Below are 23350 nucleotides of genomic sequence, written 5' to 3'. Positions count from 1 at the left end.
TATTTTCCGCGCCGCCGTATCGCTTGCGGCGGGACACCCTTCCCCAACGAAGGGCGATTATCTGTAAGGATACCAGCAATGGCTACCACTGCCCCGGCGACCCGCCCGGCGAATCCGCGTTTTTCGTCCGGCCCCTGCGCCAAGATCCCCGGTTTCGATCTGTCCATGCTTTCGGACGCCCCGCTGGGTCGTTCGCACCGTGCCGCCGTCGGCAAGGCAAAGCTGAAAGAGGCGATCGACCTCACTCGTGAAATTCTGAACGTGCCTGCGGACTACCGCATCGGCATCGTTCCTGCCTCGGACACCGGCGCAGTCGAGATGGCGCTGTGGTCGCTGCTGGGTCAGCGCCCCGTCGAAATGCTCGCTTGGGAATCGTTCGGCGAAGGCTGGGTCACCGATGTGGTGAAACAGCTGAAACTGGACGCGACCGTCCGCAAGGCGCCCTATGGCGAGATCGTCGATTTCGCCGAAGTGGACTTCGACAAGGACGTCGTCTTCACCTGGAACGGCACTACCTCGGGCGTGCGTGTCGCGAATGGCGATGTGATCCCCGCGAACCGCGCTGGCCTGACCATTTGCGACGCGACCTCGGCGGCCTTCGCGATGGACCTGCCCTGGGACAAGCTGGATGTGACCACGTTCAGCTGGCAGAAAGTGCTGGGCGGCGAAGGCGGCCACGGCGTTCTGATCCTGTCGCCCCGCGCGGTCGAGCGTCTGGAATCCTACACCCCCGCATGGCCGCTGCCGAAGATCTTCCGCATGACCAAAGGCGGCAAGATCATCGAAGGCATCTTCGTGGGCGAGACGATCAACACCCCGTCCATGCTCTGCGTCGAGGATTACCTCGTGTCGCTGAAATGGGCCAAGGGTCTGGGCGGTCTGAACGCGCTGATCGCGCGGTCCGAAGGCAATGCCAAGGCGATTGCAGATTTCATCGCAGGCAAGCCGTGGATCGCGAACCTTGCGGTGGATGCGGCGAACGCCTCCTGCACCTCGGTCTGCCTGAAGTTCACGGACGATCGCATCACCGACGGCGCGGCTTTCGCCAAAGCGGTCGCCAAACGGCTGGAGAAAGAGGGCGTCGCTCTTGACGCCGGTGCCTATCGCGATGCCCCTCCCGGTCTGCGGATCTGGTGCGGTGCGACCGTGGAAACCTCGGATGTCGCGGCCCTGATGCCGTGGATCGAATACGCGTTCAACGCCGAAATCGCTGCGATCTGATCCCTCGGGGGCACCATGCCCCCGACCCCCAATCCCATTTCATAGGAGCCCATCATGGCACCTCGCGTTCTCGTATCGGACGAACTGTCCGAAACCGCCGTCCAGATCTTCCGCGACCGTGGCGTCGAAGTCGACTACATGCCGAAACTCGGCAAGGACAAGGAAAAGCTGGCCGAGATCATCGGCCAGTATGACGGCCTTGCCATCCGTTCGGCCACCAAGGTCACCGACAAGCTGCTGGCGCTGGCGACCAACCTGAAGGTCGTGGGCCGCGCCGGGATCGGCGTCGACAACGTGGACATCCCCGCCGCGTCCAAAAAGGGCGTGATCGTGATGAACACACCCTTCGGCAACTCGATCACCACCGCCGAACATGCCGTCGCGATGATGTTCGCCGTCGCCCGCCAACTGCCCGAGGCATCGGTTTCCACCCATGCCGGCAAGTGGGAAAAGTCCCGCTTCATGGGAGTCGAGCTGTTCAACAAGACGCTTGGCGTGATCGGCGCGGGCAACATCGGCGGCATCGTCTGCGACCGCGCGCTTGGCCTGCACATGAAGGTCGTCGCCTACGACCCCTTCCTGTCCGAAGAACGCGCTGTGCAAATGGGCGTGCAGAAGGTCGAACTGGACGAGCTTCTGGCCCGCGCCGACTTCATCACCATGCACGTCCCGCTGACGGAAAAGACCAAGAACATCCTTTCGGCGGAAAACATCGCCAAGACGAAACCCGGCGTGCGCATCATCAACTGCGCCCGCGGCGGTCTGGTGGACGAAGCCGCGCTGGCCGAGGCGCTGAAGTCCGGCCACGTCGCAGGCGCTGCATTCGACGTGTTCGAGGTTGAACCGGCGACCGAAAGCCCGCTGTTCGGCCTGCCCAACGTCGTCGTCACCCCGCACCTTGGCGCATCGACGACCGAGGCGCAGGAGAACGTCGCGCTGCAAGTGGCCGAACAGATGTCGGACTACCTGCTGACCGGCGCCGTGCAGAACGCGCTGAACATGCCGTCCGTCACCGCCGAAGAAGCTGCGGTCATGGGCCCGTGGGTGAAGCTGGCAAACCATCTGGGCACCTTCGTCGGCCAGATGGAGGATGAGCCGATCAAGGCGATCAACATCCTTTACGACGGCGCCGTGTCGAACATGAAGCTGGAGGCGCTGAACGCGGCCGCCATCGCGGGCATCATGAAGGCGACGAACCCTGACGTGAACATGGTTTCGGCCCCGGTCGTCGCCAAAGAGCGCGGCACCCAGATCTCGACCACCCGTCAGGACAAGTCGGGCGTGTTCGACGCCTATATCAAGCTGACCGTCGTGACCGAAAGCCGCGAGCGGTCGATCGCGGGCACCGTCTTCTCGGACGGCAAGCCGCGGTTCATCCAGATCAAGGGCATCAACGTCGATGCCGAGGTCGGGCCGCACATGCTCTATACCACCAACCGCGACGTGCCGGGCGTGGTCGGGGTTCTGGGCGGCACGCTGGGCAAGCATGGCGTGAACATCGCGAACTTCACCCTTGGCCGCGCCGATGCGGGCGGCGAGGCGATCGCGATCATCTATGTCGATGACGTGCTGGACGCCGCCGTGATCGAGGAGCTGGAGGCCACCGGCAAATTCCAGCAGGTGCGCCCGTTGGCCTTCGACGTGGCTTGACGCCGCCGCGCATATGACGAAGTTCGGGACCGGGGGCGCTGCTTCCGGTCCTTTTCGTTTCGGGGTTTCCATGAAGACCTATGCCATCGGCGACATTCACGGCCATCTGGACCTGCTTCACCGCGCGCATGGGTTGATCGAGGCGGATGGCAGCGACGCCCCGATCGTCCATATCGGCGATCTGGTGGATCGCGGCCCGGATTCGCGGGGCGTGGTGGAACACCTGCGCGCAGGCATCGCCTCGGGGCGCGACTGGATCGTGCTGAAGGGCAACCACGACCGCATGTTCGAGGCGTTTCTGGGCGATCCCAAAAGCCACGATCCCGGCCTGCGCCCCGACCTTTCCTGGCTGCATCCGCGTCTGGGCGGCGGCGGCACGCTTGCCTCCTATGGCGTGGCGAACGCATCCGACCGCCCCGTCGCCGCCGTGCACGAGGAGGCGCTGGCCGCCGTGCCGCAAAGCCATCGCGACTTCATCCGCGGCCTGCCCTATTCCCACAGGCGGGGCGACGCGATCTTCGTCCATGCCGGCATCCGCCCCGGCGTGAAGATGGAATATCAGACCGAGGATGACCTGTGCTGGATTCGCGAGCCGTTCCTGTCGGACCAGACCGAGCACGGCGCGCTGATCGTGCATGGCCACACCGCCATCGACACGGCGACGCTGTATAACAACCGGCTGAACCTCGACAGCAGCGCGGCCTATGGCGGCCCCCTGTCGGCAGTGGTGATCGAGGGGCGGGACGTCTGGCTGCTGACCCCCGAGGGGCGCAAACCCCTTACCGTAACCGCACGACAGCCCGGTCAGACCGCCCTTCTGCGTCGACCACCGAAAGCGTGACGAAGCCTGCATCCAGCGGCAGCATCGCCTCGCGCCCCTCGGCCACCGGAAGCCCGTCGGCCAGCCAGACGTAAGGCCCGCGCCCGCCTTGCGCCCGCACCAGAAGCGCGCCGCCATTGCGTTCCACCTCGGCCCCATCGGGCGGGAACACCAGCTCCGGCCCGCCGGGGCGGAAGGCGGCATCGCGCGGGCGGAACCGCTGGAGCGGCCCCGGCAGCGGTCCGGCCCGCCCCTCCGCAGGGGGCAAGGGATCGAGCCGCGGCTTCAGCCGCTGGAACGCCTGAAACAGCACCGGCGCGGCCAGATCCGCACCGAACGCCCCCGGCACCGGCGTTCCGTCTGCCCGCCCCATCCAGACGCCGATCACATGCCGCCCGTCGAACCCGATCGCCCAGGCGTCGCGATTGCCGTAACTGGTCCCGGTCTTGTAGGCGAGCCGGTTGGCGGGCTGCCCCGGCGGCGGCGCAAGGCCCGACAGTATCTGCGCCACCTGCCATGCCGCCCCCTCGGACACGACGCGCGCACCCTCGGTCCCCTGCCCCTGCGCGTGCAGCGGCACCATCACCCCGCCCCGCGCAATGGCGGCGTAAAGCTGCACCATCCCCTCCAGCGTCACGCCCACGCCGCCAAGGCTGACGGCCAGCCCCGGCTGGCCCTGCACCCGCGCCTCCATCCCCGCGCGACGCATCGCCCCCATCAGCCGCGCCGGACCCAAGGTTTCCGTCAGCGCCACCACCGGCAGGTTCAGCGACAGCTGCAACGCCTCGCGCACGCGCACCTCGCCCCGGAACATGCGGTCGAAATTCTGCGGGGCATAGCCGCCGAAGCTGGCAGGCCGATCCTCGATCAAGGTGTCGGGCAGCACCAACCCCTGATCGAAGGCCAGCGCATAGACCAGCGGCTTCAGCGTCGACCCCGGACTGCGCAGCGCCCGCGTCAGGTCATTGAACCCCTGCCGCGCATCGCCGCGATAGCCTGCCGATCCGACCGAGGCCAGAACTTCCCCCGTCCGATGATCGGCCACCAGCAACGCGACCTGCAAACTGCCCCGCGCGCGCACGGCATCGGCGGACAGCGCCTCAAGCCGCGCCTGAAGCCCGGCATCCAGCGTCGTCTGCCCCTGCACCCGGTCGGCCAGATGCGCCGCCAGCGCCGGAAAGGGGCGGCGTGCGGTCGGGATCGGCTCGGCCCCCTCCAGCCCCATGCGCGCCAGCACCCGGTCACGTGCCGCCAGCGCAGCTTCGGGGTGGCGGTCCGGGCGGCGGGTTTCCGGCGATTGCGGCAGGGCCACCAGCAGCGCCGATTGCGCGGGCGTCAGGCGGCGGGGCTCTTTGCCGAACCATGTCAGCGCCGCCGCGCGCACCCCTTCGACATTGCCGCCATAGGGGGCCAGATGCAGGTAAAGCCGCAGGATCTGATCCTTCGTCAGCCGCCGCTCCAACGCCCAGGCGACCCGCATCTGTCGCAGCTTGCCCGCAATACGGCCCGTGCCGCTTTCCTCCAGCAGCCGCGCGACCTGCATCGTCAGGGTCGATCCGCCCGACACCACCCGCCCATGCCACGCCGCCTGCCCCGCCGCCCGCAGCAGCGCCAGGGCATCGACGCCACCGTGGTCATGGAAGCGCCGGTCCTCGTACCGCAGCAGCATGTCGATGAAACCGGGATCGACCTCGCCCGCCACCAGCCGCCACCGCCCATCCGCCACGGTAAAGGCGCGCAAAAGGCTGCCATCCCGCGCGGTCACCTCGCGCGACAGCTCCGGCATCGGCGGCAGCACGGTCCGGTCCACCCAGTCGCTGCCCAGCGCTGCCAGCCACAACGCAGCCGCCAGCGCCAGAAGCCGCCTCACGGCGTCACGGTCACGCGGCCCGCATCCGTCCGCGCGCGGTAATCGGGGCGATACATATCCTCGACCGAGGCGGCCGGGTGATGAAAGCTGCCCGGCGACACGGCCCGCACGATATAGGCCAGCCGGAAGGGCGAGGCGTCATGCCGGTCGATGGCGGTCAGGAAACGGTCCTGCCGGAATTCGGAATGAGTGACCGAGGTTTCCGCCCGCAGCCACCCAAGCGCACCGGTATCCCAGGCGGTGATGAGGTTTGGATTGTCGATCTCGAACCCCGCCGGCAGCGGGTCGGTCACCATCAGCCGCGCCTCGCCCGGGCCAAAGGGCGTCACGTCCAGCACCGTGACCAGCCGCGTTCCCGTCGCGACCGAAGACGGGTCCACCGGCGCTCCGTCCAAGGTGAAATAGGACCGCGCGATGGCATATCCGTTGCCCCCCGCAGCTGCGCCAGCCTCCACCCCATAGGCGGTCAGGGTCAATGCAACGGGCGCATCGCCATCGTTGCGGATCTGGCTGGGCGCATCGCCCGGCGCGCGCATCCGCACCAGCGGCCCCTCCGGCGCCGTCCCGTCGATGGTCACGCCCGAAGGCGCGGCATCGACCAGCGCGTGCGAGGCCAGAAGCGTCCATGCCGCCTCCTGCGTCGAAAGCTGCCCCGGCTGCGCGGCGCGGGCCAGCAACGGCTCGCGGTCGATTCCGGCCCCCGCCTCCACCGCCAGCGTCAGGACGGCGGCGGCATCGCGGCGGACCGTGCCATAATCGTCACGCCAGACCTGCCCCTCATCGCGCGCGCCCGCCAGGCGATCCGAGGCCAGCGCGAACATCGCATCCGCCCGCGCCTTGTCGCCATAGCTGGCCAGCGCCGCGCCAAGCTGCGCCTGTGCCAGCGGCGTCGCGAAATCCGCGCCTTTCACATCGGCGTAATAGCGCAGATCGCCCACCGCCGCCGCGCCTTCACGCGCCAGCACCATCAGCGCATAGGCCAGCCCCGTCCCGCCACCATTGGTGTCCGCATCGAAATCCGCGGCGTAGTTCACCTGATTGCGCAGATTGTCCAGCGCACGGCGGAAGGCCGGGTCCGGAACAGCCACGCCCTGCGCCTTCGCGCGCGACAGGAAATCGGTGACATAGGCGTCCAGCCACAGATCGCCCGACCCCGCCGACCACAGACCGAAGCCGCCCTCGCCGCCCTGATTGCCCAGAACCTCGACCACCGCCTGTTCGATCCGGGTGCGGATGTCATCCGCCCCCTCCAGCCGCATCGCCTGCGCGACCTGATCGTAATAGATCAGCGGCAGCGCCCGCGAGGTGATCTGTTCGGTGCAGCCATAGGGATAACGGTCCAGCGCCGCCAGCAACCCCGGCGCGTTCAGCCGCGCGATGGGGCCGATGGCCAGCGTGGCGCTGGCATCCGTCAGCCCGGCATAGGCGTTGTCGTCGAAGGTGAACACCTCGCCCGGTGCCAGTTCCAGCCGCGTCGTGCGCGACACCTGCGGATCGTTCACCTGCACGGGCAGCGACAGGGTCTTGGTCAGACGCTTGCCGTCCGGCGTGGTCAGCGCCACCTCGACGCTGCCATCGCCCGACGTCACCGGAACCTCGATCCGATGGGTGCTGCCCTCCGCCAGATCGAAGGGGGCCAGCGCCTCCCCGTCCACATCCACCGCAACCTGCCCCGCGGGGCCGGATGCGTGCGTCACCTCCAGCAGCAGGCGGCTTTCATCCCCCGGCGCAAGAAAGCGCGGCAGGCTGGCGGTCACCACCACCGGATCGCGCACCACCACATCGGCCGAAGCCTGCCCGACGCCGCTTTGGCTCCACGCGACGGCCATGACCTTCACGCTGCCGTTGAAGGCGGGCAGATCGAAGCTGGCGCGGGCGTAGCCATCGGTTCCGACCACCAGCGGGCCGGAGAACAGCGTCACCGGCGCTTCCGTCGGAGGCGGCGCTTGCAGCCCCATCTCGGCCCCCGCATCGCCGCCGGATCGGACCTGCCCCTCGGCCCCGTTCAGCCCGTCGATCAGACGGCCATAGATGTCGCGGATGCCCACACCCAGCTTGCGCTGCCCGAAGTAATGCGCCGCCGGATCGGGCGCGGCAAAGCGGGTCAGGTTCAGGATGCCTTGATCGACGGCGGCAATGGTCACATGCGCCAATTCGCCCTCGGGGGCGGCGACCTTCACTGCGACCTCCATCTTGCCGCGCGGATCGGCTTCGGGTGCGGTTTCGATGGCGATGTCCAGATGACGCGGGCCGGGGTCGATGGCGGCATGGGCGATGCCCAGGGCGCGGGCCGGGTTACGCCCCGCGGCCGCATCCATCGGCCGCAGGACCGAAGCGGTGACATAGGCCCCCGCGCCCCATTCCTCTGTCACCGCCAGCGGAACCCGCGTCTCGCCCTCGGCCACCTTCACCGCTTGCGTGGATACGACGCGGTTCGTCAGCACCGACACCAGCGCGGTCCCTTCGCTGCGCGAGGCGATGCGCAGAACCGCTTCGTCCCCCGGCGCATAGATGGCCTTGTCCAGCGACATCTCCAGCCGGTCGGGCGTGGTCGACGCGTCGCCCGCCGCATACCAGCCCGCGCTGAACGTGACAGAGCTTGCCGCCTCCGCCGTCTCCACGCTCAGCTCATATTCCCCCCATTGGACCGGGGCCGCGATTTCGGCGGTGCCGTTAATGGCCAGATCACCCCCATCCACGCGGGTACGGGTGGTGAAGGGTTCCCAGTTCCAGTTGCCGTATTGCTGATACCACTGGTATTCCGTCTCGATCCGCGTCAATTCCCACCGCGCCTCGGCGGCGGCGGCCTTGCCGCCAGCATCCAGCGACAGGACCGAGAATCGCGCCTCGCCACCTTCGGGCAGCACGCCGTCGAACATCGGGCGCAAGCCGATCAAGGGCGCATCCGGCGCAACGGGGCGAACCAGTTCGCGCTCCACCGGACGGCCAGAACCTTCGGACACCCGCGCCGTGATCCGCGCCTCCAGCGGTCGGGTGGCCGCCTCGACGAAGGGCAGGTTCAGCGGCACGGTCGCGCGCCCCTCGGCATCGGTGCGCGCGGGCGGGAACGTCTCCATCGACGCGCCGAACGGCTCGTCATGGCGGCCGAAGCTGTAGCCTTCGTGGCCGGGCAGATTCGCGGCGGCGCGCAGAAGCACCTCGCCCTCCACGGCCAGATCCGCCCCCGGCGCGCCGAACAACCAGCGCGCATCGATGCCCAGGTCGGACGATCCGTTCATGCGCAGCCCCTGAAGCGTCAGGTCGAAATCGATGCGTTCGGGCAGGAAATCCTCGACCAGAAACCCGGTCGCGGCCAGCGGCGGTGCGTCAGGATCGGCGCGCATCTCCAGCCGCCATGTGCCGCGCTGCGCATTCGCGGCAACCGGCAGATCGAACACATGCCCGCCCGCGCCCGCATCCGGCACCACCTGCCGCGACTGTTCGACCCCGTCCGGGCGCAACAGGATCGCGGTCAGAGGCAACCCCTCGATCGCGGCCCCGTCGTTGCGGGCCAAGGCGGTCACATGCACCGTCTCGCCCGCGCGATAGACGCCGCGGTCGGTCGTCAGGAACATGTCCACCGCGCCCGCGGCCTCGCGCCCCTCCACGCCGCGATCGGACAGGTCGAACTCGGCATCCGTCAGGGACAGGAAGGCCAGATCGGCATCCCCCTCGCGCACCGTCACCAGCGCGGGGGCCGAACCGCCCGTCCCGCGCACCAGCCCGGGCGAGAAGCTTGCGCGCCCTTCGGCATCCGTCGCGGCCACCGCCAGCACCTCGTTCGCGGCCGAGATGAGCGACACCTCCGCCCCCTCTTTCGCTTCGGTCGTGTTCAGGCTGCGGACGATCACATCCAGCCCGTCCGTGCCAAGGAAGCTGGAAATGCCAAGGTCCGAGATCACGAACCATTGCCACGCGGCAGGCGTCTCGTAGGGGTCCGCCCCCGGAACCGCCGCCTTCAGCGCATAGATCCCGGCGGGCAGGCCCCAGATCGCCTGATCCAGCGGCAGGCGGGTGGTCATGTCGCGGTTGGCCTCCATCGCCACCGTTCCCTCGCCCTGCCAGACGCGGTTGCCGATGGAGCCGTCCATCTCGGCCTCGCGCCATGCATCGACGGGGGCGGCGAAGAAGCTGTCCTGCATCGCGCGCAGGAGATTGCGGTCGGCGACGTGATACAGCGACAGGTCCACCCGGTCCGTATTCACCGTCTGCACCGGGATCGCCGCGCTGCCGGTCTTGGGCAGGACATAACCGCGCCCGGTGAAACGCGCGGCGGGGCTGCGGTCGCGGATGTAATGCTCCTGCCGCACCTCGGTCGCCAGCACCTGCCCGTCCGCCGCCGGAAGCCCGCTGCGGAAGGTGACGGCATAGTGCTGCCCATGCGAGACGCCCTCGACGCAAAGCTGGCGCGGGCCGTCCTGATCGACGGCAAGGCCATCGGGCGTCTGCACGAAGGGCGCAAGGTCGGTCCCGGTCGCCAGATCGCCCGAGAAAGTGGCGCAGATACGGGGGCGCGCGCTGTCCGACTGCACATCGGTGCCGGTGATGCGGAAGCCGAACTTGCCCGCGGCATCGGCCAGAAGCGCCGCAGTGGCGTCGTTCGGCGCGACCGATTGCGCCAGACGCAGCGCGCGCACGGTGTCGTCGCCGCGCCCCGCCGCCTCGGCTGCGGTGGCAATGGCGGTCAGCGCGGCCCGCTGCTGCTGCGGGCTGACCGCGCGCAGATAGGCGTTCACGGCAGCGGACAGCGCCGCATCCGCCTGCGGCTCGGCCCGCGCCAGCAGGCTCGCGGACCACGCGGCCCAATCCTCGGGGCTGTCGGAGGCAAGGACCGCCCCGGCGGTGTCATCCCCGGCCAGCGCATCCACTTGCGCCCGCGCCGCCGCCATGTCGACATCGGTCAGGAACGTCGCCTCCGCCCGCCGCGCCGCCGCCAGCGCCGCATCCGCCCCCGGCAGCACCAGCCCCGAGATCGCACCGCTGAACCCCGAGGGCCGCCCCGCGTCGGATTTGATGAAACAGCGATTGTTCAGGCTGTTGAAGGTGAAGGCGCGGCATTCGGAATTGGTGGTGCAGGCAAGCTGGCACGCCTCTTGCGTCGTGTCGAACACCGTGCCGATGTCGCGCCCCGGCAGGTCGGTATCCGTGCGGATCACCACGCGCGCGCCGGGGACCAGATCTTGCGCCACACCTGCGCCTGCCATTAGCGCCAAAGCTGCCGCCGCCAGAATTCCGCGCATGATGATCCCCCGCCCTGCCTTATTCGCCCGGATCGTCTCACCCTTGCGCATCGGAGGCAAGCGGCGCGCCGCCCACAAGCCCCCCTTCCGGTTGACGGAACCCCGCCAAGGCGCGAAACGTTCGCCGCGCAAGCCAGGATGCGGGAGAAGACGAATGAAGACCCTGATGACCTATCTGTTCTTCATCGCCATCGTCCTTGCAGGCGGGCTTTACATCGGCACGACCTATGCGCCGGGCGAATGGTATGCCGCGCTGCGCAAGCCGGTCTTCACCCCGCCGAACGCATGGTTTCCCATCGTCTGGACGACGCTCTATGTGCTGATCGGCATTGCCGGGGCGCGGGCATGGCGGCTGCGCGGGCCGATCCTGCTCTGGGTGCTGCAACTGGCGTTGAACTTCGCATGGACGCCGGTCTTCTTCGGCGCGCACGAGATGACGGCAGGCCTTGGCATCATCGCGCTGCTGTGGATCACCGTCATCGCCTTCATCATCCGCGCATGGCGCAGCGACAAGGTTTCGTCGCTGCTGTTCGTGCCCTATGCGCTTTGGGTCACCGTGGCGATGGCGCTGAACGGGGCGCTGATCCTGCTGAACTAGCGCCCGCGATGCCGCGCGATATAGTTGCCGGCGATCGTTCCATTCATCGTGTTCCGCACCCAGTTGCGCATGATGTATTTCTTCTGGCGCAGCAGCAGGCCGAAGATCATCTTGCGGTTCCGGTTCACCAGCGAAATCCTGCGGCGCAGCGATGGCTCGCGAAGGTCCGGCATCAGGTCTTCGATCCGCTTGGCGTGGAACCTCCACAACGCATCGAGGGTCGTCGGCATGTTCCACGGCTTGTTGTTGACGACATAGTGGATGACCGCCGGTTCCATCGGCAGATCTTCCTTGCGCTTGTAGGCGTTCGGATCGGAATAGACGTTGAACTCCGACGGCAGATAGACGATCCGGCCGCGGCAGACGATGTTTATGGCGGACTGGTCCTCGCTCAGCAGCGACTGACGGGGATCGGCGATCAGCGTGATGCACTGGTCCGCGATGCCCTCGTCCCGCCAGACCGGAAGGTTCATCACCAGAAAGCCTGCGTTGATGTAAGTTCCGCGCACATGGCCCGTCGCCGCAACCTCTTGGGAATTGGGGCTGGGACAGGCGACGGCGGCGATCGGTGCGCTGCCAAGCTCGATGGTGTCGGCAAGCGACAGATCGCCCGTCACCACCATGTCGCAATCCATGTAGATGACGCGATCCTCGTCCGGGAACAGGCCCGGGATCAGCAGCCGCAGATAGGTGCTGCGCGTCAGATGCGCGCGCTGAACGGGCAGGTGGTCAAAAGCGTCGTTCGAAACCTCGACCCGCGTGATCGACACGTTCAGCTTTTCGCCCAGCCGATCGATGCGGCTGCGATTCGCGTCCGAGATACCCATGTCCAGCACGGCAAAGCGCGCGGCGGGATTATGGAACGCCGCCGAAGCGATCAGGACCATGACCCCCGGAACGTAATTGTCATCCGACCCGGTGATGATAAGCATCAGGACTGCCTTATGTTCGAACGGTCTCGTCGCCCTGCCAGGCGCGTTTCAACCAGTCTATGTTGCCGATCCGGCGGTACCACTTGCCCCCCTTGCCAGCAAGCACGTCCGACATCTTGGGGTTGCCGGCGAACAGCACGATTCTGGCATCGGGCGGGCAGACGGGATCGCGCAGGAAGCTGCGAAGCCCCCGGCCCACGCAATCGTTCTTGAAGCTGACGCACCAGCCCTTGGGCCAATAGCGCATCTTGCCCGAACGGTGGATCAGATCGCTGGCCATCTGCTGTTCATGCTCGTATCGCGCGGCGGCGGCGGCGGGATCGGCGACATAGGTTTCCAGCACCTCGGGATGGGCGCCGATGACATAGCGGAAGACCGACGTGTTGCCGACCATGTGCATGAACCGGTCCCGCGCGGGCGTCAGGCGCCGCAGCGGTTTGGGTCGGAACAGATCGTCATCGCGCAGGATCAGGAACTCTCCGGGCAGGTCGAAGAACGCATCCAGACTGCCGACGATCACGAGGTCCAGATCGAGGAACAGCGCCGTCCCCGACAGCCCGCCCAGATCGCGCTGGAACAGGGCCAGCTTGCGCCAGCGGGTATCGCCATTCGGCAATCCAAGCTCCGGCAGCGGTTTCGCGTCGATCCCGGCATCGAAACCGGAGGCATCATCGGTGAAGCAGACGAACCGGAACGGCCGCGACAGGTGCCGTGCCACCCCCCGATAGAGGTTGTTCACGTCGTCCGCACCGTAAAGGGTGCCCCATTTCATGCATAGGATATTGAGGGTTTCTTCGGTCATCATCCCCTCCTTGGGAAAGGGGCCCCGACATGCGGGGCCCCGATCTGTCACTCGGCTTCGGTCTTGGCGTCCGGGGCGACTTCCTGCCCGGTTTCCTGATCGACCATCTTCATGCCAAGGCGAACCTTGCCGCGATCGTCGAAGCCCAGAAGTTTGACCTTCACTTCCTGACCTTCCTTCAGCACCTCGTTCGGGTGCTGCAGGCGCTTGTTGGCGATCTGCGAGACGTGGACCAGCCCGTCGCGCTTGCCGAAGAAGTTCACGAAGGCGCCGAAATCGACCAGCTTCACGACGCGGCCGGTATAGATCTGGCCTTCTTCGGGTTCGGCCACGATCGACCAGATCATGTCATAGGCGCGCTTGATCGCATCGGCGTCCGAGGAGGCGATCTTGATCACGCCGTCGTCGTTGATGTCGACCTTGGCGCCCGAGGTTTCCACGATCTCGCGGATGACCTTGCCGCCCGAACCGATCACTTCGCGGATCTTGTCGGTCGGGATGGTCAGCGTTTCGATCTTCGGCGCATAGGCCGAGAACGCGTTGGCCGAGGTCAGGGCCTTCGACATCTCGCCCAGGATGTGCAGACGGCCGTCCTTGGCCTGTGCCAGCGCCTGTTCCATGATCGCGGGCGTGATGCCGGCAACCTTGATGTCCATCTGCATCGTGGTGATGCCGTTCTCGGTGCCGGCGACCTTGAAGTCCATGTCGCCGAGGTGATCCTCGTCGCCAAGGATGTCGGTCAGAACGGCGAACTTGCCGTCTTCCTCAAGGATCAGACCCATCGCGACGCCCGCGACCGGAGCCTTCAGCGGAACGCCCGCATCCATCATCGCCAGCGATCCACCGCAGACCGAAGCCATCGAGGACGAACCGTTGGATTCCGTGATCTCGGACACGACGCGGACGGTATAGGGGAAGTCGGTCGCAGCCGGCAGAACCGCCTGAAGCGCGCGCCATGCCAGCTTGCCGTGGCCGATCTCGCGGCGGCCCGGGGAGCCGACGCGGCCCACTTCGCCGACCGAATAGGGCGGGAAGTTGTAGTGCAGCAGGAAGTTCGAACGCGAGTTGCCGTGCAGCGCGTCGATGATCTGCTCGTCCTCGCCGGTGCCAAGCGTGGTCACGACCAGCGCCTGCGTCTCGCCGCGGGTGAACAGGGCCGAGCCGTGGGTGCGCGGCAGGATGCCGGTTTCCGACGTGATCTGGCGCACGGTGGTCGTGTTGCGCCCGTCGATACGGGTGCCGTTCTTGACCACGTCGCCGCGCAGGATCGCCGATTCCAGCTTCTTGAAGGCCGAGCCGAGGTTGATGTCGGCCAGTTCTTCCTCGGTCAGGGTCGCCTTGACGGCGTCGCGGGCCGCAGCGATCGCATCGACGCGCTCGCCCTTGTCCTTGATCGCGAAGGCGGCGCGCATCTGCTTCTCGCCCGACTTCTTCACCTTGGCGTAAAGCTTGGAATAGTCTGCGGGCTGGAAGTCGAAGGGTTCCTTCGCGGCTTCCTCGGCCAGATCGATGATCAGGTCGATCACGGGCTGCATCGCCTCGTGGCCGAACTTCACGGCGCCCAGCATCTCGGCCTCGGTCAGCTCGTAAGCTTCCGATTCGACCATCATCACGGCGTCCTGCGTGCCGGCGACGACCAGATCCAGACGCTGTTCGGGGTTGTCCCGCAGCTTCTGCATGTCATCGACGGACGGGTTCAGCGTGTATTCGCCATTGACGAAGCCGACGCGCGCGGCACCGATCGGGCCCATGAACGGCACGCCCGAGATGGTCAGCGCCGCCGAGGCCGCGATCATCGCGAGGATGTCCGGCTCGTTGTGCAGATCGTGCGACAGCACGGTGCACATCACCAGCACTTCGTTCTTGAACCCGTCGACGAACAGCGGGCGGCACGGACGGTCGATCAGGCGGGAAACCAGCGTCTCTTTCTCGGACGGGCGGGCTTCACGCTTGAAGAAGCCGCCGGGGATCTTGCCGGCAGCATAGTATTTCTCTTGATAATGCACGGTAAGCGGGAAGAAATCCTGCCCCGGCTTCTGTTGCTTGGCGAAGGTCACGTTTGCCATGACCGAGGTTTCGCCCAGCGTGGCAATCACGGTGCCGTCGGCTTGCCGTGCGACCTTGCCGGTTTCGAGCGTCAGCGTCTCGCCGCCCCACTCGATCGACTTTTTCGTAACGTTGAACATGTTTCATCCTGTTCTGGCCGGGGGACCCTCCCCCGGTGTGGCGTCCGGACGGCACTCGTCCGGGGTCCTTGTCATTCTGCCGCGCGGCCGGACCTGTGCCCCGCGATGCGAAAACGGCGACGCGCCCCGGAGGGCGCGTCGGAAAGCGTCAGCGGCGCAGGCCCAGACGACCGATCAGGGTCGTGTAACGGGCTTCGTCCTTGGCTTTGAGGTAGTCGAGCAGCTTGCGGCGCTGGGCCACCATCATCAGAAGGCCACGACGGGAGTGGTTGTCCTTCTTGTGCGACTTGAAGTGCTCGGTCAGCGTTGCGATCCGCGACGACAGGACGGCGACCTGGACTTCGGGCGAACCGGTGTCGCCTTCCTTGGTCGCGTATTCCTTGATCAGGCGGTTCTTTTCTTCGACGGTGATCGACATCGGATGTCTCCTAAGATGAATGTGACGGCACGAGCCAGGATGTCGTCCAGCAAGGCCCTTGGCACCGCCCAAGCAGGGCGGATGCGCGCATATAGGGGAAAACAGCCCCAAGGGGAAGCGTTTTCACGTTAACCTTCCTCCAAGAACGGCACATGAAGCCCCCTTGGTCCGTGATATGGTTGCTGGGGCAATTTCGTCAAACGGGGCGTGTCATGATCGGGATTCTTGGACTTGTGGGTGCGGTGATGGCCGGCATGGCCGCGGATGCCGTGACGGCGACGAAACCCGCCGCGCAGCCCGAAGGCGACGACACGCCCCCTCCCCCGCCCGAGGAAAAGGGCGGCGACATGCTCGACTTCGCGCAGGATGGGGGCGACGGCGACGATATCCTTTCGGGCGATGCGGGGGATGACACGATCCGCGGCCATGACGGGAACGACCTGCTGACGGGCCGGGACGGTGACGATCTGCTGATCGGCGGCGCCGGCGAAGACGTGCTGGATGCGGGCGCGGGCAACGACACGCTGCAGGGCGGCGCGGATGACGACGTCCTGCGCGGCGGTGACGATCAGGACCTGCTTTACGGCGACGATGGCGATGACAGCCTTGCCGGGCAGATGGGTGACGACACGCTGTATGGCGGGGACGGCAACGACTCGCTGAACGGTGGCGAGGGCGCGGACGAGCTGCATGGCGATGCGGGCGATGACTGGCTCGCGGGCGGCTATGGCGACGATACGCTGTTCGGCGGCACGGGCAGCGATACGCTCGACGGCGGCGCGGGCAACGATGTGCTTCACGGCGGCGACGATGACGAGCCCGACTTCCTGAACGGGCAGGACGGCGACGACAGTCTGCATGTCGGCGCGGGCGATTTCGCCCATGGCGGCGAGGGAAGCGACACCTTCATCCTTGGCGAAGGCAAACCCGGCGCCCCCGCCGACATCGCCGATTACGACAGCGAACATGACCGGCTGGAGATCAGCTACGACCCCGAAACAACGCCGGACCCGCAGATGTCGCTGGTGGCGGTCAAGGAGGGCACGCGCATCCTTGTGGACGGCGTCGAACTTGCGCTTTTGCGGGGCGTGACCGATCTTTCGCCCGAAGCGATCCGCTTCGTTCCGCAGGCGGCAGCGTAAGAATTGCATTTCCCCGCCCTGCGGCTTATCTCGGGGTCAACCAGACGCGACCCAAAGGCCCGGCTACATGAACTGGATCTCGAACTACGTTCGCCCCAAGATCAACTCGCTCTTCTCGCGCCGTGAGGTGCCGGAGAACCTTTGGACGAAATGCCCCGAATGCGGGACCATGCTGTTCCACCGCGAGCTGTCGGACAATCTGAACGTCTGTTCGAACTGCGATCACCACATGGCGATCAGCCCGCGCGACCGTTTCGTGGCGCTGTTCGACGGTGGCATCTTCACCGAGGTGAAGGTCCCCGAGCCGGTCGTCGATCCGCTGCAATTCCGCGACCAGAAGAAATACCCCGACCGCCTGAAGGGCGCCCAGAAGGCGACCGGCGAGAAGGAAGCCATGCTGGTGGCCGAGGGCGAGATCGCCCGCACCCCCGTCGTTTGCGCCGGTCAGGACTTCGCCTTCATGGCCGGGTCGATGGGCATGTATGTCGGCAATGCCATCGTCGCCGCCGCCCAGCGCGCGGTCGAATTGAAGCGCCCGCTGATCCTGTTCTCGGCCGCCGGGGGCGCGCGGATGCAGGAAGGCATCCTGTCGCTGATGCAGATGCCGCGCACCACCGTCGCCGTGCAGATGCTGAAAGAAGCGAAGCTTCCCTATATCGTCGTGCTGACCCACCCGACCACGGGCGGCGTGACTGCGTCCTATGCCATGCTGGGCGATGTGCAGATTGCTGAGCCGAACGCGCTGATCTGCTTTGCCGGCCCCCGCGTGATCGAGCAGACGATTCGCGAGAAGCTGCCCGAAGGCTTCCAGCGCGCCGAATACCTGCTGGATCACGGGATGCTGGACCGCGTGACCCACCGCAAGGAAATGAAGGACGAGCTGGTCACGATCCTGCGGATGCTGACCAACCAGCCCCCCGCCGTGAAGGGCGACCTGCCCGCTCCGGTCGAGGAGGCGCCCGCATCGTGAGCGGTTCCGACCTCATCCTGCAAAGGATGATGACGCTGCATCCCAAGGTCATCGACCTGACCTTGGACCGGATGCACCGCCTTCTGGCCGCGCTGGGCCATCCCGAACGCAACCTGCCCCCGGTGATCCACATCGCCGGGACCAACGGCAAGGGATCGACTCAGGCGATGATCCGTGCGGGGCTGGAGGCTTCGGGCAAAAGCGTCCACGCCTATACCTCGCCGCATCTGGCACGGTTCCACGAACGCATCCGGCTGGCGGGCGAGTTGATCTCGGAACCCGCGCTGACCGCACTTCTGGACGAATGCGTGACCGCGAACGGGCCGGACGCGATCACCTTCTTCGAAATCACGACCGCCGCAGCACTGCTCGCCTTTTCCCGCATCCCGGCGGATTATGTGCTGCTGGAGGTCGGCCTTGGCGGCAGGCTGGACGCGACGAACGTGGTCGATCCGGTCCTGTCGATCATCACCCCCGTTTCAATCGACCATCAGCAATATCTGGGCGATACCCTGCCCGAGATCGCGGGCGAAAAGGCCGGGATCATCAAACGTCTGACCCCAGTGGTCGTCGGCCCGCAGCAACCCGCCGCTCTTGACGTGATCGAAGCGGTCGCCGCGCGGCTCGGTGCGCCGGTCATCGCCCATGGCCAGCAGTGGCACGCTTGGGAAGAACGCGGGCGGATGGTGTTTCAGGACGAGACGGGGCTGCTGGACCTGCCGCTCCCGAACCTGCCCGGGCCGCACCAGATCCAGAACGCCGGGGCGGCGCTTGCCGCCCTGCGCCGGCTTGGCACCGGCGATCCCGAAGCTGCCGTGACCCGCGCCGAATGGCCCGCCCGGATGCAACGCCTGCGCCACGGCCCGCTGGTCGATGCCGCCCCGCAGACCGAACTGTGGCTGGACGGCGGGCACAATCCTGCGGGGGGCGAAGCGATCGCCGCAACGCTGGCGCGGATGCCGAAACGCCCGACGCACCTGATCTGCGGGATGCTGAACACCAAGGACATCGGCGGCTATCTCCGTCCGCTTGCTGCGGTTGCGGACAGCCTGGTTGCGGTATCGATCCCCGGCGAATCTGCAACTCTGCCCGCAGAAGACACCCGCGACGCCGCGCTGGCCGCGGGCATTCCCGCAACCACCGCACCGTCGGTGGCCGAAGCCCTGGCGAGGATAAAGCCGCAGTCGCGTGTGCTGATCTGCGGCTCTCTCTACCTTGCGGGCACGATCCTGCGCGAGAACGGTTAGAGTTTGCTGTCCGCGATCCGCAGCTGGCGCGCGCGGGTCAGGATCGCATCCTCGATCGCGCGGGTCGTCTCTGCCGAAGCCGGGCTGCCGCCGCTGGTCTGCAGCGCCACGCGCAGCGACCGCGCATCCAGCGCCGGGTCCTGCACATAGACCGTTGCACGATAGGCCCGCCCACCGCCCGGCGGCGTGCCATACCCCGTGACGATCACGCCCGAGAAGGGATCGACTGATTCCACCGGCAAGAAGTCCAGCACGTCCAGCGAGGCGTTCCAGATATACTTGTTCACCGCAATCCGCGTGTTCGGATCGTCGCTTTCGCGGAACAGGGACCAGATCGCCTCGCGGTTCGCGCTGGGCATATCTTCGGTGTCGCTGCTATAGGGCCGCGCGGCCTCTTGATTGGCGCGCTGCTGGTCGGCAGCCTCGCGGCCACCGCAGGCGGCCAGAAGAATGACGATCCCGCCAGTGAAACCAGCGCGCACGAGGCGTTGAAAGGTCATGCGTTCCCCACTCCTTCTGTTCCTTGGCTGTCTATCGCGCCGGGATGGCCCGAACAAGGGCTTTCACCCGTGCATTCCTGCCCTGCGGCGGGCGCATGACTGTGGCATCATTGCACCAATGCAAATGACTCTGATTTCGGCGCGTTCGTTCGGATTGCTTTATGAGGCGGACGGGTGGAAAAAAACATCAGTCTCAATTCGGGCGCTTGTCCGGGGTGGGCCGACCTTTTTAGGTACAACGAGGGAAACAATGAAAAAGATTCTTCTTGCGACGTCGATCCTCGCAGCAACCACCGGCTACGCCGCTGCAGAAGTTGCTCTGACCGGTGACGCCCGTATGGGTGTCGTCTATGACGGCGAAGACGTGCAGTTCTCGCAGCGTGCTCGCGTTCGCTTCAACCTGTCGGGTCAAACGGACACCGGTCTGGAATTCGGCGCAACCTTCCGTGCTGACCAAGCAAACGGTTCGGCTTCGGGCGGCGCTTTCGGCTCGTCCGACGACTCCAAGCGCGGCACCGTCTGGATCTCGGGCGCTTTCGGCAAACTGTCGATGGGCGACGTGAACTCGGCTGCTGAAGAAGCATTCGGCGACCTGACCGCCATCGGCTTCTCGGGCCTCGACGACCTGACGGACATCCCGTACATCAGCGGCGACGGTTCGGCTACGCTGGATCAAGGCCCGGGTGCTCTGTACTCGTACGCCACCGGCGCGTTCGAATTCCACCTCGGCATGACCGACGGCACCCTGCCCTACGGCGAAGAAGATGCAGTTGTCGGCAACAGCGTCGACGCGACCTACTCGGTTGCTGCTGCTTATTCGGCAGACACCTTCAAGGTCGGCCTCGGCTACCTGGACAACGGCGACAACAACTACGTCCGTAACGCAGGTGACCCGGAAGACGAATACACCGCAGTCTACGGTGGTTCGCAGTGGATCCTGTACGGTTCGACCGAACTGTCCGGCTTCGGCCTCAAAGCCTACTACTCGTCGTTCGACGATCTGGCTCTGGACAAATCCTACGGCCTGACCGTGGACTACACCTTCGGCGACACGACCATCACCGGCTTCGCACGTCGTGATGAGTACATCACTGCTGCTGCTCAAGACGATGCAGACACCTTCGGCATCGGCGCAGCCTACGACCTGGGCGGCGGCGCGTCGCTCAACGGTGGTGTTGTCGACTCCGACCTGTTCGGCACCGACGGCGAAACCGTTGCAGACTTCGGTGTGAAACTGCGCTTCTGATCCTTCGGGAACAGTCTTTCGGGAAAGAGCGGGCAATCGCCCGCTCTTTTCTTTTGCGCCCCCTTCATGCCATCTACCCGGAAAACGGAGGCTGACATGCTGGACGACATCACCCGCCGCATCCACGATGCCGAACGCGCCGCGAACCGGGCCGAAGGGTCGGTCACGCTCATCGCCGTGTCCAAGGTCCAGCCGGATGCCCGCGTGCGCGAGGTGCTGAAACAGGGCCACCGCATCTTCGGCGAAAACTATGTGCAGGAGGCGCAGGGCAAATGGCCCGCCTTCCGCGAGGCCTATCCCGACACCGAACTTCACATGATCGGCCCGCTGCAGACCAACAAGGCGAAGCCCGCGATGCAGCTTTTCGATGCGATCCACACCCTGGACCGCCCGAGCCTCGCCCAACGCCTCGCCCGGCTGGCGCAGGAGGAGGGCCGCTGTCCCGATCTGTTCGTTCAGGTGAACACAGGGGCCGAGCCGCAAAAGGCGGGCATCCTGCCCGCCGACGCCGACGCGTTCATCGCCGATGCACGCGCGCTGGATCTGCCGGTGGTCGGCCTGATGTGCATTCCCCCCGATGCCGAAGACCCGGCGCCGCATTTCGCGATGCTCGCGGACATTGCCAGCCGCAACGGGCTGCACAACCTGTCGATGGGCATGAGCGGCGATTTCGAGATTGCCATCGCCCACGGCGCAACCCATGTCCGCGTCGGCAGCGCCCTGTTCGGCGCGCGGAGCTACTGAATCAGCAGCCGCTCTCCCCAGCGGAGGCGCGACGCGATCCAGAACAGATCGCGCGGCGCAAAGGCGACGCATCCGGCGGTCGGATATCCCCGCCGCCGCCACGAATGCACGAAGATGGCCGATCCCCGCCCCGGCACTGCGGGCAGGTTCCAATCCACCACCAGCACCAGATCGTAAAGCGGATCGGGCCGCCGCAGCGCCTCGTGCGAGAAACCGTGCGGAGCGCGGACGGGCAGATTGTAGGCGGCATCGCGCGGATCGTCCGACCACAGATCGCGTGGCCCGATCGGCTGCGCCCAAGCCGGCAGGCCAGTCACGCGGTCGGGCCGATACAGCATCCCGACGATCCGATGCGTCCCGCGCGGGGTCGCCATGTCGCCCTCGCGCTTGTCATCCGTGATCCCGCCCCGCCCGATGGTGCAGGGGAGGCGACGGCCCATGAACAGCGCGCCCGTCTTCGTGACACGGATCACCGACGCGCCCACCACAGGGACAGACCACCAAAGATCACGGCACCGCCCAGTCCCAGAGTCGCGGCAAACCCGGCATCGGCGCAGGTATTGCTTCCGCCGGGGCAGCGCGCGCTGCGATATTCGCTGTAAGCGGCGAAACCTACGAACGCAAACATCCCGGCGACCCAAAGCAGCGCCAATGGCGCGGCCCATCTCACAGCAGATGCCCCGATTTCGCCGCCTTGGTCGCAAGATAATCCGCGTTCTGCGGCGTCAGGCCGACCTTCAGCGGGACCCTCTCGGCCACGGCGATCCCATGCGATTCCATCATCCGCAGCTTGTTGGGGTTGTTGGTCAGCAGCCGCACCGACGAAAAGCCCATCTGCCGCAGCAGCCCGGCGCCGATGCGGAAGTCACGCTCGTCATCCTCGAATCCAAGGCGGTGGTTCGCTTCGACCGTGTCGAACCCCTGATCCTGCAGCGAATAGGCGCGCATCTTGTTGGCAAGGCCGATCCCCCGCCCTTCCTGGTTCAGGTAAAGCAGCACGCCCGCCCCTTCGGCCCCCATCTGGGCCAAGGCAGCGCGAAGCTGCGGCCCGCAATCGCATTTCAGGCTGCCCAGCACATCGCCGGTGAAACAGGCCGAATGCAGCCGCGCCAAAACGGGCCGGGCACGGTCGGGGCGCCCGATCTCGATGGCGTAATGTTCAACGCCGCCATCGTCGGGGCGGAAGACATGGACGCGCCCGGCATCGGACGCAACCATCGGTAGCCGCGCCGACACGACGGGATGCAACTGCGTCTCTGCCCGAAGCTCCGCCGCTGCCTCGGCCACCGGAATCGCAGTCAGGTCCGGCGCCGCCTGCGAGGCGATCGGCACCACCACCGCGGCGGGCAGAAGCTGCGCCGATTTCGCCAGCGCCACCGCCGCGCGATGCAGATCGACCGCGCCGCCGCGCAGGCTGGTGAACGGCCCCTTAAGCGGCATCGCCAGATCGTCGGCGGGATCGGCCATCGCGTTCAGCCATGGCAGGCCCACATCCTCGGGCACCGCGATCCGGGCGATGTCGCCATCATAGACGCGGGCCTTCAGTGTCGCCGCCCGCCGCGCCGTCAGCACCAGTTCCGGCTGGCCCAGCGCGCGCAGTTCGGCCAGCCGTTGCGGGGTCAAAGCCTCCACCGCGACGACCAAAGCGGCAAAGCCGTCGATCAGCACCACCGGCACGCCCATCCGCAGATCGCTGCGTGCGCGGGACAGGCGTTCCACAAGGGTCAGGGCAAGCGGCATGGCGTCTCCTTCCATCCGACCAAG

General features: G+C 66.5%; 18 protein-coding genes. 9 read left to right on the top strand and 9 right to left on the bottom strand.

Going from position 1 to position 23350, the window contains the following annotated elements:
- The first annotated feature begins 78 nt into the window (after nucleotides 1-78).
- The 3 genes from E2K76_RS06180 to E2K76_RS06170 all read left to right on the top strand — a co-directional run bounded on the left by E2K76_RS06180 (nucleotide 79) and on the right by E2K76_RS06170 (nucleotide 3712).
- Nucleotides 79-1221: a phosphoserine transaminase gene (locus E2K76_RS06180; protein WP_136683416.1), complete on the top strand. Its 1143-nt coding sequence runs from the start codon at nucleotides 79-81 to the stop codon at nucleotides 1219-1221.
- A gap of 54 nt (nucleotides 1222-1275) precedes the next feature.
- Nucleotides 1276-2871, top strand: coding sequence for a phosphoglycerate dehydrogenase (gene serA, locus E2K76_RS06175; protein ID WP_136683415.1), 1596 nt, complete (start codon nucleotides 1276-1278; stop codon nucleotides 2869-2871).
- Between the two features lie 70 nt (nucleotides 2872-2941).
- A complete protein-coding gene (locus tag E2K76_RS06170) occupies nucleotides 2942-3712 on the top strand; it encodes a metallophosphoesterase (RefSeq protein WP_136683414.1) in 771 nt (256 codons plus the stop codon).
- Here the strand turns inward: E2K76_RS06170 and pbpC are convergent.
- Together pbpC and E2K76_RS06160 are read right to left on the bottom strand one after the other, a co-directional pair.
- A complete protein-coding gene (gene pbpC, locus E2K76_RS06165) occupies nucleotides 3651-5477 on the bottom strand; it encodes a penicillin-binding protein 1C (protein WP_136683689.1) in 1827 nt (608 codons plus the stop codon). The two genes, E2K76_RS06170 and pbpC, sit on opposite strands and share 62 nt — an antisense overlap.
- Before the next feature lie 80 nt (nucleotides 5478-5557).
- On the bottom strand, nucleotides 5558-10801 hold the full coding sequence (locus tag E2K76_RS06160; protein WP_136683413.1) for an alpha-2-macroglobulin family protein: 5244 nt from the start codon (nucleotides 10799-10801) through the stop codon (nucleotides 5558-5560).
- A 154-nt stretch (nucleotides 10802-10955) separates the two neighbouring features.
- On the opposite strand from E2K76_RS06160, the gene E2K76_RS06155 reads away from it, so the two are divergent.
- Nucleotides 10956-11399: a TspO/MBR family protein gene (locus tag E2K76_RS06155; protein WP_136683412.1), complete on the top strand. Its 444-nt coding sequence runs from the start codon at nucleotides 10956-10958 to the stop codon at nucleotides 11397-11399.
- On the opposite strand, the gene E2K76_RS06150 is transcribed toward E2K76_RS06155, so the two are convergent.
- From E2K76_RS06150 to rpsO, 4 genes are all read right to left on the bottom strand, one after another.
- On the bottom strand, nucleotides 11396-12331 hold the full coding sequence (locus E2K76_RS06150) for a glycosyltransferase family 8 protein (RefSeq protein WP_136683411.1): 936 nt from the start codon (nucleotides 12329-12331) through the stop codon (nucleotides 11396-11398). The two genes, E2K76_RS06155 and E2K76_RS06150, sit on opposite strands and share 4 nt — an antisense overlap.
- A gap of 10 nt (nucleotides 12332-12341) precedes the next feature.
- The gene (locus E2K76_RS06145; protein WP_136683410.1) at nucleotides 12342-13133 is read right to left on the bottom strand and encodes a hypothetical protein; all 792 of its coding nucleotides are present in this window, start codon (nucleotides 13131-13133) and stop codon (nucleotides 12342-12344) included.
- A 47-nt stretch (nucleotides 13134-13180) separates the two neighbouring features.
- Nucleotides 13181-15319, bottom strand: coding sequence for a polyribonucleotide nucleotidyltransferase (gene pnp, locus E2K76_RS06140; RefSeq protein WP_136683409.1), 2139 nt, complete (start codon nucleotides 15317-15319; stop codon nucleotides 13181-13183).
- A 148-nt stretch (nucleotides 15320-15467) separates the two neighbouring features.
- Nucleotides 15468-15737 carry a 30S ribosomal protein S15 gene (gene rpsO / locus E2K76_RS06135; protein WP_136683408.1) on the bottom strand — a complete coding sequence of 90 codons (270 nt, stop codon included), beginning with the start codon at nucleotides 15735-15737 and terminating at the stop codon, nucleotides 15468-15470.
- 212 nt (nucleotides 15738-15949) lie between these two features.
- On the opposite strand from rpsO, the gene E2K76_RS06130 reads away from it, so the two are divergent.
- From E2K76_RS06130 to E2K76_RS06120, 3 genes are all read left to right on the top strand, one after another.
- Nucleotides 15950-16879, top strand: a complete 930-nt coding sequence (locus tag E2K76_RS06130; protein WP_220432177.1) for a calcium-binding protein — start codon at nucleotides 15950-15952, stop codon at nucleotides 16877-16879.
- A gap of 67 nt (nucleotides 16880-16946) precedes the next feature.
- Nucleotides 16947-17849 (top strand): acetyl-CoA carboxylase, carboxyltransferase subunit beta, encoded by a 903-nt coding sequence (gene accD, locus E2K76_RS06125; RefSeq protein ID WP_136683406.1) that lies wholly within the window; start codon nucleotides 16947-16949, stop codon nucleotides 17847-17849.
- Between the two features lie 26 nt (nucleotides 17850-17875).
- The gene (locus tag E2K76_RS06120) at nucleotides 17876-19096 is read left to right on the top strand and encodes a bifunctional folylpolyglutamate synthase/dihydrofolate synthase (protein ID WP_136683688.1); all 1221 of its coding nucleotides are present in this window, start codon (nucleotides 17876-17878) and stop codon (nucleotides 19094-19096) included.
- Here E2K76_RS06120 and E2K76_RS06115 read toward each other — a convergent pair.
- Nucleotides 19093-19596 carry a DUF3576 domain-containing protein gene (locus tag E2K76_RS06115; RefSeq protein WP_136683405.1) on the bottom strand — a complete coding sequence of 168 codons (504 nt, stop codon included), beginning with the start codon at nucleotides 19594-19596 and terminating at the stop codon, nucleotides 19093-19095. The genes E2K76_RS06120 and E2K76_RS06115 overlap by 4 nt on opposite strands.
- Before the next feature lie 250 nt (nucleotides 19597-19846).
- On the opposite strand from E2K76_RS06115, the gene E2K76_RS06110 reads away from it, so the two are divergent.
- Nucleotides 19847-20842 carry a porin gene (locus tag E2K76_RS06110; RefSeq protein ID WP_169053217.1) on the top strand — a complete coding sequence of 332 codons (996 nt, stop codon included), beginning with the start codon at nucleotides 19847-19849 and terminating at the stop codon, nucleotides 20840-20842.
- A 96-nt stretch (nucleotides 20843-20938) separates the two neighbouring features.
- Nucleotides 20939-21586 (top strand): YggS family pyridoxal phosphate-dependent enzyme, encoded by a 648-nt coding sequence (locus tag E2K76_RS06105; RefSeq protein ID WP_136683403.1) that lies wholly within the window; start codon nucleotides 20939-20941, stop codon nucleotides 21584-21586.
- On the opposite strand, the gene E2K76_RS06100 is transcribed toward E2K76_RS06105, so the two are convergent.
- Nucleotides 21580-22026, bottom strand: a complete 447-nt coding sequence (locus tag E2K76_RS06100; protein WP_136683687.1) for a L,D-transpeptidase family protein — start codon at nucleotides 22024-22026, stop codon at nucleotides 21580-21582. The two genes, E2K76_RS06105 and E2K76_RS06100, sit on opposite strands and share 7 nt — an antisense overlap.
- 226 nt (nucleotides 22027-22252) lie before the next feature.
- Nucleotides 22253-23326 carry a GTP cyclohydrolase II gene (gene ribA / locus E2K76_RS06095; protein WP_136683402.1) on the bottom strand — a complete coding sequence of 358 codons (1074 nt, stop codon included), beginning with the start codon at nucleotides 23324-23326 and terminating at the stop codon, nucleotides 22253-22255.
- Nucleotides 23327-23350: the final 24 nt, after the last annotated feature.

The organism is Falsirhodobacter xinxiangensis, from assembly GCF_004959935.1.
GTDB classification, from domain to species: domain Bacteria; phylum Pseudomonadota; class Alphaproteobacteria; order Rhodobacterales; family Rhodobacteraceae; genus Falsirhodobacter; species Falsirhodobacter xinxiangensis.
This window is presented reverse-complemented; position numbering and strand designations above follow the sequence as displayed.